The following is a 14231-nucleotide window of genomic DNA, read 5'->3' as shown; positions in this document are numbered from 1 at the left end:
TCATTCCTTGTCCATAACGGGTTAAACTTTTTGGATTGATCAATTATTGTCCGGACGAAAAGCAGTTTAGAGCCGCCCCTGCCCCAAAACTAGTGAACCGACGGTACGAACTTCGTCCATCTTTAAAACCTTTGAAATCAACATATTGCGTAAACCACGCATTGCGCCGCCAACTCAGTCTTGAGGCAACACAGATTTAACTGGACCACGGGTAAAGTTAAGGATGGCTACACGAGCAAACAGCAGTCGCGAGAGAATCTTGGCGACCGCCGAGGCGTTGATACTGCAAAAGGGATTTACGGGCACCTCGATCGAAGAAATCCTCGACAAGGCAGCCATCACCAAGGGCGGTTTCTTCTATCATTTCAACGGCAAGACAGCCCTGGCCAGGGCATTGGTAGAACGCTATATCGAGCAGGACAATGCGGTCTTCCATGAACTGTTGGCGCAGGCGGACAGGCTCAGCGAAGACCCACTCCAGCGCCTGCTGATCTTTCTCAACCTGTTTACCGAAATGGTGAGCGGCATGCTGACCATTCATCCGGGCTGCCTGGTAGCGGCCTTCACCTACGAGCTGCAGCAATTGGATGAGGAGGTGCGTGAGCAGATGGTCGCTGGACTGTTAGGCTGGCGCACCCTGATTGCCGAGCGACTGGTAGAAGTGGCTGAACGCTACCCTGCAAGAACACCGGTGTCGATAGACACCCTGGCGGACATGTTCAGTTCCTCACTCGAAGGCGGCATCATCCTTGCGCGGTTGCTCGACAACAATCAGGCGCTGATCGACCAGGTCCAATCCTACCGCACGCATCTGAGACTGGTTTACGACCCGGCGATCAGCGCCCTGGCGCATTAATCTGTTCGGGCACAACCCTGTAACCGCTGTTGCAAAACCTCAAAGGCGTCGGTTTGTAACGGCTGGCGAGCTGCCCACGCGAGATCCTCACGCTTGAGCCCCAGCACCGCCAGATGTTGGTCGTCGTAATTCAGCAGGCGGCGGAACTTGCGGCGCTGCAGCCAATGGCTAATCCAACGGTCAAGCGCCTCAGTTAGCTGGATCGGCGGCATGGCCGGCATGTAGAACGCGGGCACCTGTACACGGCCGGTATCGGGATGGCGGTTCGTTTCATTGTTCCGGCGATTCATGGTCGGCTCCTTCTTTCCTACGTTGATTGCTCAGTAAGGCCCCGTGTCGCCCGGACCATCCGGGCGGCTTGCTGGCCTCAACCTCGACCATCAGGTTGCGACCACGACTTTGTTCATTCAATCGAAATAAACTACACTGAGCCTTCAATCTAATTTAACGAAAACGGGAGCCGGCCATGACCTCCCCTGTCCCTCTCACTCGCACGTTGCCGTTACTCGAAAACGATGTCCTGCGAACGTTCGTTGCCATTGCAGAGACCAATAGTTTTAGTCGGGCGGCCAAACAGGTTTTTCGAACCACGTCGGCGGTCAGCATGCAGATCAAGCGACTGGAAGAGATGCTCGAAACACAACTCTTCGTTCGCGAAGCCCGGCGCGTGTCCCTGACGCCCGAGGGGGAAACACTGCTGCGTTACAGCCGGCGACTGCTGAAGCTGAATGAAGAGGCCGTTTCCGAATTCCTGCGCCCTTCCCTGAGCGGCACGGTCAAATTCGGCACCCCGGACGATATCGGCACCCGCATACTGCCCGGCGTGCTTGCTGATTTCGCTCGCTCCCACCCGGCAGTACAGGTGGATGTCGTGGTCGGCAGCAGCCAGACCATGGTGGAACGGCTTGAATCCGGTGAAATCGACCTGGCGCTGATTACCTCGGGTAGCGACGGGCAAGCCGATCACGGGACAGTGGTCCATACAGAGCCGCTGGTCTGGGCACACCGGGCTGGCGGTACGGCGATTGAACGCTCGCCGCTACCCGTTGCCTTTGCCAGCCCAGGCTGTATCTGGCGCGCCACTGCATTGGCTGCCCTGGATCGGGCTGGCATTCCCTATCGTGTGGCCTACACCAGCGAGCATTGTGCCGGCCAGCAGGCGGCCATGGAGGCCGATCTTGCCATCGCGCCGTTTCCGCTGGGCCTGATCCGCAAACCCATACGCCAGGTTCCGGAAGCAGCTGGGCTGCCGCCATTGGGGCATTACCAAATCGAAATGCTTACCGGCGCACAGCGTGGCGATGTGGTCGAAGCGCTTGGAGGACATATCGCGCGAGCCTTCACGGCATTGCGAAGCGAACAGGCGTTGTACCCGGAACCGATGCGTCAACTTGCATAACCGGCTGCCCTTCAGGCAGCCTTTAAAGGCCTTCGACTCTCCTGGAACACTCAGGAAGGTGTTCGAGGGCTCAAAGACCTCCGGGGAGGTCAGGGACTTCGAGCACGAGGGCGCATGGAGATACTGCTGTGGTCAGTGGTTGCACTGATCGGGACAGCCATTATCTGGAAGGGTAGCGGTTTACTGGAGTCCTCCAGTGCCCGGCTCTCTGCCTACTATTCCCTGCCGGAGATCGTCCAGGGCGCGATTGTCGTAGCGGTCGGCTCCTCCTTTCCGGAACTTTCCACCACCGTTATTTCTACATTGGTCCACGGCGAGTTCGAACTAGGCGTGGCCGCCATTGTCGGCTCGGCACTGTTCAATATCCTGATCATTCCCGCCGCCGCCGGACTGAGTACCCGCAAGCAACTACGCGCCAGCCGCGACCTGGTGTACAAGGAAGCCCAGTTCTACATGATCGCGGTGGCGGTACTGACGCTGACCTTCTCCTTCGCCGCCATCTATTTCCCGGTCGAGAACGAGCACGCTATCGTCGGTGAGATCAATCGCTGGCTCGCGCTGATGCCGATCGGGCTGTACCTGCTCTATATTTTCGTCCAGTACCAGGACACGCTGGACCAGGGTGAGAAGGTCGACACCACCGGCATTTCGGCCCCGAAGGAGTGGGGAAAGCTGGGCCTGTCGTTGATTGTTATCGTCGTCGGCGTCGAGGGCCTGGTACGCGCCGCCATCAACTTCGGCGAGATCTTCAGCACGCCCAGCTTCCTGTGGGGGATCACCGTGGTCGCAGCCGGCACCTCAATTCCCGATGCCTTCGTCTCGGTCCGCGCCGCCCGGGACGGGCGCGGGGTCACCAGTATCGCCAACGTGCTGGGGAGCAATACCTTTGACCTGCTTGTCTGTATTCCGGTTGGTGTCCTGATCGCCGGCACCACCGTCATCAACTTCTCCGTCGCTGCCCCGATGATGGCCGTGCTCACCGCCGCGACCATCCTTCTTTTCCTGCTGATGCGCACGAATATGGTGCTGTCCCGTACCGAATCCGTTGCCCTGCTGGTGTTCTATCTGGTGTTCGTGGTGTGGATCAGCGCGGAAAGCTTTGGCGTTGTTGACTGGGTCCCCGGCCTGCCGCCTACCTCGCCACAAGGGAGCCACTGACCCTTCTCAAGATCGCTTCATTGAAGTGCAACTGGGCCTTCGAAGTGCACGCCACCGCGCTTTACGCTTTCTGTAACCGCCCCCATAAAACCAGTTTAATTACCATTAAATCAATTACCTATCACTCGCTTACCATCATTGGCATACAACTCGCTTAGAGGCTTCCAACTGGTCAGACCAGTTATACCAGTCTGATCTCAATAGTCAGCCAGTTGAGTAAGCGAGCATCATGTCGACCCTGTCCAGCGTAGCTGCCCAGGCCCTCCAACGGAAAATTGTCAGCGCCGACTATTCGCCGGGCGAGCGTCTACCATCCCAGCGGGAACTGGCGTTGAGTCTGGGTATCAGCCGTACATCGCTGCGGGAAGCCATATCCATGCTGGAAGCCCTGGGCCTCGTACGTTCCCACCCGGGCAAAGGCGTCTATGTCAGCGAGCGCGCAGTTCACGACGAAGTGCCGAAAGGGCCGTCAGGGATTACACCCGAATCCATTTTCCAGCTGCGTTACATCGTCGAGCCCGCAGCCGCCGCCCTCGCCGCACGTTACGCCAGCGAAGCCGTCAACCAGTTGCAGGAAACCCAGGACGGACTGGAGCGCGCCCTCCACAAACTCGACCTGGTCAGCGCTGCGGAATGGGACCTCGAGTTTCACAAGCGCCTGGCCCGCCTTTCGGGTAATCCCTCGTTGGCGGCAGTAATGCAGCAGAGCGAGATCAAGATCGGCTATAGCCTCCGGCTCCCCTTCGCCAATACCCAACGCATCTGGGAAACCGTCGACGAGCACAAATCCATCATTCAGGCGGTCGCCGATGGCGATGCAGAACGGGCCCGTGAGGCCATCCAACGCCACCTGCTCTGCGCCGCCAGTCGGATAGGCATTCGCTTCGAGCAACCTTGATCGGTCATCCACAGCCAAACCCGAAACCCAAACCAGAGGAAAAACCATGCAAGCGATCAACCGAGTGACACGAAAGCAGACCGGCGCCTGGACCCTGCGGTTCTGTGCCATGGTGCTGGCTTGCTGCGCCAGCTTCCTGGGCACTGCCGCAGCCCAGGCCGATACCTTGGAAGACATCAAGCAGGAGGGCGTCCTCAAGGTTGCCGTACCTCAGGATTTTCCGCCCTTCGGCAGCATTGGCACCGATATGAAACCCCAAGGCTATGACATCGATATGGCCACCCTGATCGCCAACGACCTGGGCGTCGATGTAGAGCTCATCCCGGTGACCAGCGCCAACCGCATCCCGTTCCTGACCACCGGCAAAGCCGACCTGGTAATTTCCAGCCTGGGCAAGAACCCGGATCGCGCCAAGGTGATCGACTTTTCCGAGCCCTACGCGCCGTTCTTCAATGGTGTATTCGGTCCCAAAGCCTCGACCGTCGAGGGCGCCGAGGATCTGGACGGCAAGATGATCGCCGTGACCCGCGGCTCCATCGAGGATCTGGAACTCACCAAGATTGCACCCGACAGCGCCACGCTGAAGCGCTTTGAAGATAACAACGCCACGATCTCCGCTTTTCTCTCCGGTCAGACCGACCTTATCGCTACCGGTAACGTCGTCGCCGCCGCCGTTGCCGAGCGCACCTCAAGCCGAGACCTGGAGGTGAAGTTCCTGATCAAGAACTCGCCGTGCTATGTGGGCGTGGCCAAGGGCGACACCGCACTGATCGCCAAGGTGAACGACATCATCAAGGCCGCCCGTGAAGACGGCCGGCTCAACGACATCTCCCAGCGCTGGCTGAACGCCCCTCTGCCTGAGCAGCTCTAGGCGTCTACGCGTTAGAAATCCAGCAACGTCGCGTGATCGACTATGGCTTACGAATTCGACTTTGCCGCCACCCTTGAGTATGGGGATCTCCTGCTCAAGGGGGCGGGTTTTACACTGACGCTGACGGCGGTGGGGAGCGTGTTCGGGATCACCCTGGGCATCGCCTGCGCTATTTGCCGGGCCTGGGAGATCAGGCCGTTCAATTGGATCGCGACCGGCTATGTGGAGTTGATCCGCAACACGCCGTTCCTGGTCCAGTTGTTCTTTATCTTTTTCGGGCTACCGGAACTTGGCGTGCGCATGAGCGAATGGCAGGCCGCGGTGCTTGCGATGGTGATCAACCTGGGGGCCTATTCCACCGAGATTGTTCGTGCCGGGGTACAAGCCACCCTCAAGGGCCAGATCGAGGCGGGTGAATCGCTGGCGTTCAGCCGCTTCCAGATCTTCCGCCATATCGTGCTGCGCCCTTCCCTGCAGCGGGTCTGGCCGGCTCTGAGCAGTCAGGTGATTATCGTGATGCTCGGCTCCGCGGTCTGTTCGCAAATCGCGACCGAAGAACTGACCTTTGCCGCCAACTTCATCCAGTCCCGCAACTTCCGCGCTTTCGAAACCTATGCCATCACCACCGTGATCTACTTCCTGATGGCCCTCGGCATCCGCCAGGTGTTCAACCTGTTCGGTCGCTACGTCATCGTCCGCAGACCACTGGACGGGAGGGCTCGCGCATGACCGAATTTACCTTGTTCGACATGCTGCGCGGACTCTGGTCCGGTCTGCAATGGACGCTGGTACTTTCACTGCTGGCCTTTGTGCTGGGCGGGATCGTGGGGCTGATCGTTCTTTTTGCCCGCATTGCCGATAACCGCATACTGCAGGCCGTGTCCAAAGGCTATATCGAGCTGTTCCAGGGCACGCCACTGCTGATGCAGTTGTTCATGCTATTCTTTGGTATCTCCCTGCTTGGTCTCGACGTGTCGCCCTGGTTCGCAGCGGCGCTAGGTCTCACGCTGTTCACCAGCGCCTTTCTTGCCGAAATCTGGCGCGGCTGCGTCGAGTCGATTCCCCGCGGCCAGTGGGAGGCCTCCGAGAGCCTGGCCTTCAATTACGGCGAGCAGATGCGCCACGTGATCCTGCCCCAGGCCCTGCGTATTGCGATTCCGCCCACCGTCGGGTTCTCGGTACAGGTGGTCAAAGGCACGGCCGTCGCCTCCATAATCGGGTTCACCGAACTCACCAAGACGGGAACCATGATCGCCAACGCCACCTTCGATCCATTTCTCGTGTACGGCCTCGTGGCATTAGGGTATTTCGCCCTGTGCTGGCCGCTATCCCTGTTCGCCCGCCGTCTGGAAGGAGCTTTCCATGTCTCTGGTTAGTATCAACGAAATCCACAAGCACTTCGGCGACCTGCACGTCCTCAAGGGCATCACCATGGACGTCAGGGAGGGTGATGTGGTCACCATTATCGGCCGCAGCGGATCGGGTAAAAGTACCCTGCTGCGCACCATCAACGGCCTGGAAGGCATCGACGACGGTGCTATCCACGTGGATGGCACAGAACTGGTGGCTGGCCAGAAGGATCTGCGGGCACTGCGCCTGAAAGTCGGCATGGTGTTCCAGCAATTCAACCTGTTCCCTCACCTCAAGGCCGGGGAAAACGTCATGCTGGCCCTGAAGGTGGTCAAAGGCATCAGCAAGGCGGAGGCCCGGGAGATGGCCATGGCCGCCATGACCAAGGTGGGCCTTGCCGAAAAGTTCGACGCCTACCCCGACCAGCTTTCCGGCGGCCAGCAACAGCGGGTCGCCATTGCACGAGCCCTGGCCATGTCACCGAAGGTTCTGTTATGCGATGAAGTCACATCCGCCCTGGACCCAGAACTCGTCAATGAAGTGCTGAACGTTGTCCGCCAGCTGGCCGACGAAGGTATGACGCTGATCATGGTGACCCATGAAATGCGCTTTGCCCGGGACGTCAGCGACAAATTGGTCTTCATGCACGAGGGTCGGGTTCATGAATCGGGCGACCCGAAACACCTCTTCGTGAATCCGGGCACCCCGGAACTTTCGGCGTTCATCCAGTCCGTCTCCTGAGCGGAGCCGGTAACACTGCCATGGCGGTTGCGGGCCCCACCGCCTCCCCGGATCAACTTTGCCCACCTCATCCCTGAACCGCACTTAATTTGACCCTTCCAAGCGCTTGCGAGAGGCTGGACCGGTAACGTCAGGATGACGACATACCCACACGCAGAGCGCAGGCGACATCATGCCACTTGCTGACCGACAACGGCTGACCCGCTATACCTCGGACGTCGACACCTACACCCTCGCCATCATCACCGATGAAGACCATGCCTCCCAGGTAGAACTGGAAGACGGCCAGACGGCATGGCAGTCCACCCTTCGTTATGATCGGCTGACACGCTGCGAAGATCCGTCCACAGGCCGCGCCCGTTATACGTTGGAAGAGATCCCAGCCGATCAGGGCGGCGAACATCACCTGATCAGCCTGATTGCCGAGGGTGGCCGCGGCGCCGAGTTTTCCGAGCTGGTGATGTTCGGCGAACGGCTGGTGACCTTCGACGATCGTACCGGCCTGGTCTGCGAGATCCGCAACGACAACCAGCTGGTACCACGCCATATCCTCATGACCGGAAGCGGCGACGAGCAATTCAAGGGTTTCAAGAGCGAATGGGCCACACTGAGAGGCGACCAGATGATCGTCGGCAGTCACGGCAAGAAGCCCCAGGAAGAATGGATCAAGGTACTCGACCGCACCTACACGCTCCAGAGCATCAACTGGCAGGACAACTACCAGCGCATCCGCGATGCCCTGGGTGTCGATGCCGAGGGCTACGTCATCCATGAGGCCGCGGAATGGCATCCGGACCGTAACCAATGGCTGTTCTTCCCTCGCAAGATCTCGAATGAACCTTTCGACGAACCGGTGGATGAACGGGAAAAGGGATCGAACGTGCTGATCGTCGCCGACGAGGACTTCACCGACATCCGCACGCTGGAAGTGGGTGAACGCGTACCGGAGCGTGGTGTTTCCTCATTCAAGCTGGTGCCGGGCCGGCCTAACGAATGCATCGGGCTGAAGAGTGTGGAAATCGGCGACCGTACCGAAACCTACCTGTTCTGTTTCGATCTGGACGGCAACATACTGCAGGAAGATACCTTCCTCGGGGCCTACAAGTGTGAGGGCGTAGAGATCATGTAGCGCAGCGTTTCGGCGATATAGCGAATGGCCGGGGTATCACATCGATAGAATCAGCCGATTACCCAGGCCAATTTTCTATCATTATGATTATGGCTCGCCGTTATCAGGGAAAGTTGAACGTCATCAGGGAAAGTTGAACGAGAGTTAAATCATGCCCCCATCCCCGGAACATGGATCGACATCCGCCCTCGTCGTCGAGGGTGGCGCCATGCGAGGTATCTTCGCCGCTGGCGTGCTCGATGCCTTTATGGCCCAAGACTACAACCCTTTCGATTTCACGGTCGGTGTCTCAGCCGGCGCCACCAACCTGGTCGGCTACCTGGCTGGCGATTACGGACGCAGTTACCGGGTAATCACCGATCACGCCTGCCGACCGGACTTCATCAACTGGAAGCGCTTTCTACGGGGCGGTCACCTGTGCGATGTGCACTGGCTATGGCACCAGTCATTCAACGACGTCAGGCTCAATTTCGATCGCTACCTCCAGCAACAGGTTCCCCTCTGGGTGGGCACCACGCTGGTCCGCAGTGGCGAGCCTCGCTACTACCGGATCGACGAACGAAACCTCCATGACGTGTTCACGGCCTCCTGTTCGCTGCCGGTCGCCTATCGGGCCTTTCCGGAGGTCGAGGGCGAACCCATGACCGATGGAGGCATGGCCGATTCCATCCCCGTCAAATGGGCTTATGAACAGGGTGCGAGGGACATCACGGTGGTGCTCTCCAAGCCCTTGGGTTTCCGCAAGAAGCCGGCGCGCTTCCCGGCCCTGATGCGCCCGCTCTTCAGGCAACAACCCGCGCTCTACGACGTCATCCTGAAGCGTGCAGAAGACTACAACCGCACGCTCGATTTCATGACCTCACCGCCGGACGATTGCCGCGTCAATATCATCGCGCCCCCACCCGGTTTCCCCGTCAGTCGGCTCACGACCCAGATCACCAAGCTTGACCAGGGTTACAGGCAGGGAATATCTGCGGGGAATACCCACCTCGAACAGACAGCAACGCCAGTACCAGCGGCAAAAGAACGGATAGAGGCGCACGCCACAGAGCCGGACGCGCTCGCCGGCTAACACCTGAGGCAACCGTTTTCCCTACGTCGCTGAGAGCCTCATCGCAGCTGACTATCCTTGCTGCCCCGACGATTATAGCCGCTATAGGGGCCTGTGGCCTTGTCATGCTCGCTCTGACACTTCACACACAATCTCACCCCGGGTAGCGCCTTCCGACGCGCTTCCGGAATTTCCGCATCGCATTCTTCGCAATGCGTCAGGCTCTCACCGGAAGGCAAGCGGGCCCGAGCCCGCTGCAGTTCGTCTTCCACAGTACTATCGATCTGATCCTGGACGGCTCCGTCCTTCGACCATCCGCCAGCCATGGCCCTTCTCCCAAGCGTCTTCTATCAACTTTCATGATCCGCCGCGTTCAAACTGAATTCAACTCACATTCGTCCGGAACACGATGGGCAACTGGACGAGCAAGATGAAATCTCAGGATGTACCGCCACCGTGACGGAATTAGCGTCTACATTAATAGAAGTGAATGAAACAAGGTTGCAGACGACGCGCGAAACATTACGAATCCCGGTTTTCTATGAATTCACTGTCCGCCTTTCATTGGAGTTGAAAGGGCATCCGCAAGGAGGCAATGAATGAAGTGGGCTGAGACCAGCAGCAAGCAAAGCCGTCGGTTAAAAGTCGCAGGGCTGGTCGCGGGATTGGTTGTGCTTGTTATTGTCGCAGCCGCTTTTATCGTATCGGTGGTGCAGATCCAGGCGGCGATTACCGGGTATGTCGGTGGCAACGGTGCCTGGTCTCGCGCGCAGGTCAACACCGTCTGGCATCTGGATAAATATGCCCGGACCGGCATGCCCAGGGAGCTGGAAGCCGCAAAGAGATGGATTGATATTCCACTGGGGGATATGTCCGCCCGGCTGGCCATGGAAGCCGAATCGCTGGACCTCCAGCAAGCGAGGGCAGGACTCATTCGCGGCTGGAACCATCCTGATGACCTGTCTCGCATGATCTGGCTGTTCCGCCATTTTTCCGAGCTCAAACACTTCCAGTCAGCCATCGACGCCTGGCGCGAAACCGATCCTCACCTTATCGAACTCCAGAACATCCTCCGGTTCCTGGAGGACCAGTGGCAAACGGGCGCGCCTGACGAGGAACGCATCAGCCAGCTACGTGCACGACTCGAAGAGGTAAACGCGAGCCTGGACGAACTGGCGCGGCAATTTCGTCGGTCCATGGGAAAAGCGGCGCGCTGGACCACAACCATCCTCTCCATCACCAGTATCGTGTTCCTGGTTCTACTTTCCGCCCTGGCATGGGCGCTCGTCCAGCGCCTGGTCCAAATACGGCGAGCCCACGAACTGAAATTCCGCGCCATCTTCGAGCAAACGGCCGTCGGCATCGCCCAGGTCCAGCAGGATGGCCGTATACTGGACGTCAACCAGGCCGCCTGCGAAATCCTCAATCGGCCTCGGTCGGAGCTGATTGACCTGCCCTTCTTCCACCTGGTCCATCCAGAAGACTGGAAGCTGGGTCGGGACGAACGCCTTGACCTTCTGGAAGGTCGGAGACAGAGTGCGACCACGGAGTACCGGCTGCTCAAAGGCAGCAATGACCTCCTCTGGGCGCGCATCACAGCGTCGATGATATGGAAACAGGCGGGAACATCCCCCTACATGATCGCCATGCTCGAGGATATCTCCGAGTCCCGCCGATTAGCCTCAGAGCTGAGTTTCCAGGCCACCCATGACGAGCTCACCGGCCTCTTCAACCGCCGCGAATTCGAACGCCAACTGGCCAGTACGCTCGGGCGGGCCCGAAATGATGGTTCGGTCCATGCGCTGTGCTTTATCGACCTGGATCAGTTCAAGGTCGTCAACGACACCTCCGGCCACAGCGCCGGGGACCAACTCCTGCGCCAGGTCGCGCAACTGGTTCGCTCTACGTTGCGCGACCATGACATCCTCGCGCGGCTGGGCGGCGACGAGTTTGGCGTTATCCTGGAGAACTGCGATCTGGAACAGGCGACGGTTGTGGCTGAGAAGCTGCGGCGCGCGCTGGAGACGATCGTGTTCAGTTGGGAAGGGGACAATCACAGTATCGGCTGCAGTATCGGCGTCGTACCCATTACCACCGAAGCCCCGGATATCGGCGAACTTATGCGCGCCGCGGACATCGCCTGTTATGTGGCCAAGAACGAGGGACGCAACCGGGTCTATGCCTCCGCCCACAATGACCAGCTCCAGTTGGCCCACCGGGGCGAGATGGCATGGCTCAATCGCATCCAGGAAGCCTTGCATGAAAACCGTTTTTACCTGGATGCCCAGTTAATCGTACCGGCCAGCGACGCCGGCGACCTGCCCCGTTATGAGGTGCTGATTCGTCTGACGAACACGGATGGCGAGGTCGTCCCACCGTCGGCTTTCCTGCCTGCTGCAGAGCGTTACGGCGTGATCAGCAAGATCGACCGCTGGGTGATCACAGAGGCAATCCGCAAACTTGCTCAGCATCCAGAGCACCTGGACTCTATCGAGGCCTGTCACATCAACCTCTCCGGCCGCTCATTCGATCAGTCGGACTTCGCAGATTTCGTTATTGGCCAGATCCGCGAACATAAGGTACCCGCCAACAGGCTCTGCTTCGAGATCACCGAAACCGCCGCGGTCCACAACCTGGTGGACGTGCAGACATTTATGGTCCGCCTGGCCAAGATGGGCTGCTCCTTCGCCCTGGACGACTTCGGTACCGGACTGTCGTCCTTCAGTTACCTGAGGCAACTGCCGGTGGACTGCCTCAAGATCGACGGCGCCTTTGTGCGCCATATCAGTAGCGATGACAGCGATCGGGCTATGGTCCGCGCGATCCACGACATCGGACACACCCTTCACAAGTGCACGATCGCCGAGTTCGTAGAGAATGACGAGGCTGCGGACATTCTTCGGGAGATCGGCGTCGACTATCTGCAGGGCTTTGGCTTACACCGCCCCTGTCGTTTCGACGACTTACTTAAACAGGACCTGTCCAGAGACCCCAAGACCAAACCCCGGCCCCGGAATCGACGCTGGTTGCGTCACTGAGAGTACCGGAATGGAGAGCGTCGGAATGGAGAGACGGTAATCCCAATGTTGTTGGGACACCCCATTGCCCACCCCCATGGTATGTGTATGAGTAGTCAGACCAATCCATGGACATGGCCGCAAGGAGACACCCAATGGCGGATGTTTATCAGACCATCAACCCCGCAAATGGGGAGCCCATCGAAACCTACCACCTGATCAGCGACGAAAAAGCACGCACGTTGGTCCTGCAGGCCCACAACGCCTTTCTTGAGTGGCGAAAAACATCGTTTTCCGAAAGAGGCGATATTCTGCGCAATATTGCCCGAATTCTCCGGGAACGGAAGGAAGCCCTTTGTGACCTGATGACCCAGGAGATGGGCAAGCCTATCAAGCAAGGCGGCGATGAAGTCGAACTCTGCGCGGCCATCTGCGAGTACACCGCGGATAACGGCGCCGAGGAACTTGCCGACGAGGAGCGGCCTTTGAAGGGGGGACACGCGCTCATTACCTATCAGCCGATGGGCGTGATTTTGGGCATCCAGCCGTGGAACTTCCCTCTTTATCAAGTTGTTCGTTACAGCATCGCCAATATCATGGCCGGCAATACGGTATTGTTGAAGCATGCCCCGAATGTTTGGGGGTCGGCCCTGGAACTGGCCAAAATATACCGGGAAGCAGGCTTGCCTGAGAATGTCTTTACCGTGCTGCTGATCAATGCGGAACAAACCGCGCCGCTGATCGAGCACGAGTATGTCCGCGGCGTCACCCTGACGGGTAGTCCCGGCGCCGGTCGTAAAGTGGCTTCAAAGGCCGGTGAATGCCTGAAGAAATCCGTTCTGGAACTGGGCAGTAACGATGCTTACCTCATCCTTGAGGACGCCGATATCGAGAAAGCGGTCAAGACCTGTGTTCAGGCCCGGGTGATCAACAACGGCGAAACCTGCGTTTCGGCCAAACGGTTTGTTGTCGTGGACAAGCACTATGACGCATTCCGCGATGCAATGGTCGAGCAGATGGAAAAGCTCAAGTACGGTGATCCGACCGATCCTGAAATTGACATAGGCCCCATCGCCCGGGATGACCTGCGGGAAACCCTGCATAAACTCGTCAGCGAGTCGATCGATAAAGGCGCGACCTGTCTTACCGGCGGCGAATTACCCGTGGGGCCGGGCTATTTTTATCCGCCAACCGTCCTGGAGAATCTGAAACCGGGGATGCCCGCCTACGACGAAGAGTTGTTCGGACCGGTCGCTTCGCTGATCAGGGTCAAGGATGACGATGAGGCCATGGAGGTGGCCAACGACTCACGCTACGGTCTGGGTGGCGGCATCTTCTCCAAGGATCAGGACCGCGCTGTGGAGTTGGCCCGCAACCTGTTCGATACGGGCATGGTGAACATCAACGGCTATCGCCTGGCGCAGCCCCACCTACCCTTTGGCGGCGTCAAGGATAGCGGCTACGGACGCGAACATGGCGGGTTTGGCATGAAAGAGTTCACCAACGCCAAAACGGTTATGGTCATCGACTAAAGGCCTCTTTCTCTGCCGGGCCCGACGGTCCGGCAGTTTTCCCCCACCACAACCCATCCTTGCAGGTTCACGTAACCCTGCCAGCGTTTCAGACCGAGCTGGAGCTCAAGCCCTCCGACGAATCGACGTCGACAAATGACAAAGATCAATATCTGATCAAGCCTGTTGTTGCCATCGCACCAAAACAGGGCGTATCGTTCCCGGCCTTTTTGCTATACATCGGGCGTGA

At 58.7% G+C, this 14231-nt stretch carries 14 protein-coding genes; 12 read left to right on the top strand and 2 right to left on the bottom strand.

What is annotated here, in order from left to right; all coding sequences use genetic code 11:
- The first annotated feature begins 223 nt into the window (after window positions 1–223).
- Window positions 224–856, top strand: coding sequence for a TetR/AcrR family transcriptional regulator (locus RE428_RS06820; RefSeq protein WP_040882561.1), 633 nt, complete (start codon window positions 224–226; stop codon window positions 854–856).
- Here the strand turns inward: RE428_RS06820 and RE428_RS06815 are convergent.
- Window positions 853–1146, bottom strand: coding sequence for a hypothetical protein (locus RE428_RS06815; RefSeq protein WP_004581234.1), 294 nt, complete (start codon window positions 1144–1146; stop codon window positions 853–855). The two genes, RE428_RS06820 and RE428_RS06815, sit on opposite strands and share 4 nt — an antisense overlap.
- A 176-nt stretch (window positions 1147–1322) precedes the next feature.
- Between RE428_RS06815 and RE428_RS06810 the strand changes: the two genes are divergently transcribed.
- From RE428_RS06810 to RE428_RS06770, 9 genes are all read left to right on the top strand, one after another.
- Entirely contained in the window at window positions 1323–2255 is a 933-nt protein-coding gene (locus tag RE428_RS06810; RefSeq protein ID WP_004581233.1) for a LysR substrate-binding domain-containing protein, read from the top strand.
- A 114-nt stretch (window positions 2256–2369) separates the two neighbouring features.
- On the top strand, window positions 2370–3413 hold the full coding sequence (locus RE428_RS06805; RefSeq protein ID WP_004581232.1) for a sodium:calcium antiporter: 1044 nt from the start codon (window positions 2370–2372) through the stop codon (window positions 3411–3413).
- A 229-nt stretch (window positions 3414–3642) separates the two neighbouring features.
- Window positions 3643–4311 (top strand): FadR/GntR family transcriptional regulator, encoded by a 669-nt coding sequence (locus RE428_RS06800; RefSeq protein WP_004581231.1) that lies wholly within the window; start codon window positions 3643–3645, stop codon window positions 4309–4311.
- Window positions 4312–4357: 46 nt separating this feature from the next.
- On the top strand, window positions 4358–5182 hold the full coding sequence (locus tag RE428_RS06795; protein ID WP_004581230.1) for a transporter substrate-binding domain-containing protein: 825 nt from the start codon (window positions 4358–4360) through the stop codon (window positions 5180–5182).
- A gap of 42 nt (window positions 5183–5224) precedes the next feature.
- A complete protein-coding gene (locus RE428_RS06790) occupies window positions 5225–5911 on the top strand; it encodes an amino acid ABC transporter permease (RefSeq protein WP_004581229.1) in 687 nt (228 codons plus the stop codon).
- The gene (locus RE428_RS06785) at window positions 5908–6558 is read left to right on the top strand and encodes an amino acid ABC transporter permease (protein WP_004581228.1); all 651 of its coding nucleotides are present in this window, start codon (window positions 5908–5910) and stop codon (window positions 6556–6558) included. The genes RE428_RS06790 and RE428_RS06785 overlap by 4 nt, the downstream gene beginning before the upstream one ends.
- A complete protein-coding gene (locus tag RE428_RS06780) occupies window positions 6545–7273 on the top strand; it encodes an amino acid ABC transporter ATP-binding protein (RefSeq protein WP_004581227.1) in 729 nt (242 codons plus the stop codon). Before RE428_RS06785 ends, RE428_RS06780 begins: the two co-directional genes overlap by 14 nt.
- A 172-nt stretch (window positions 7274–7445) precedes the next feature.
- Window positions 7446–8402: a hypothetical protein gene (locus RE428_RS06775; protein ID WP_004581226.1), complete on the top strand. Its 957-nt coding sequence runs from the start codon at window positions 7446–7448 to the stop codon at window positions 8400–8402.
- 151 nt (window positions 8403–8553) lie between these two features.
- On the top strand, window positions 8554–9474 hold the full coding sequence (locus tag RE428_RS06770; protein WP_004581225.1) for a patatin-like phospholipase family protein: 921 nt from the start codon (window positions 8554–8556) through the stop codon (window positions 9472–9474).
- 38 nt (window positions 9475–9512) lie between these two features.
- Here RE428_RS06770 and RE428_RS06765 read toward each other — a convergent pair whose 3' ends face one another.
- On the bottom strand, window positions 9513–9779 hold the full coding sequence (locus RE428_RS06765) for a DksA/TraR family C4-type zinc finger protein (protein ID WP_004581224.1): 267 nt from the start codon (window positions 9777–9779) through the stop codon (window positions 9513–9515).
- Window positions 9780–10052: 273 nt separating this feature from the next.
- Here RE428_RS06765 and RE428_RS06760 point away from each other — a divergent pair, with 273 nt between their 5' ends.
- Both RE428_RS06760 and RE428_RS06755 read left to right on the top strand, forming a co-directional pair.
- Window positions 10053–12491 (top strand): putative bifunctional diguanylate cyclase/phosphodiesterase, encoded by a 2439-nt coding sequence (locus RE428_RS06760; RefSeq protein ID WP_004581223.1) that lies wholly within the window; start codon window positions 10053–10055, stop codon window positions 12489–12491.
- Window positions 12492–12625: 134 nt separating this feature from the next.
- Window positions 12626–14002 (top strand): NAD-dependent succinate-semialdehyde dehydrogenase, encoded by a 1377-nt coding sequence (locus RE428_RS06755; RefSeq protein WP_004581222.1) that lies wholly within the window; start codon window positions 12626–12628, stop codon window positions 14000–14002.
- Window positions 14003–14231: the final 229 nt, after the last annotated feature.

The organism is Marinobacter nanhaiticus D15-8W (genome assembly GCF_036511935.1).
Lineage (GTDB): Bacteria > Pseudomonadota > Gammaproteobacteria > Pseudomonadales > Oleiphilaceae > Marinobacter_A > Marinobacter_A nanhaiticus.
This window is presented reverse-complemented; position numbering and strand designations above follow the sequence as displayed.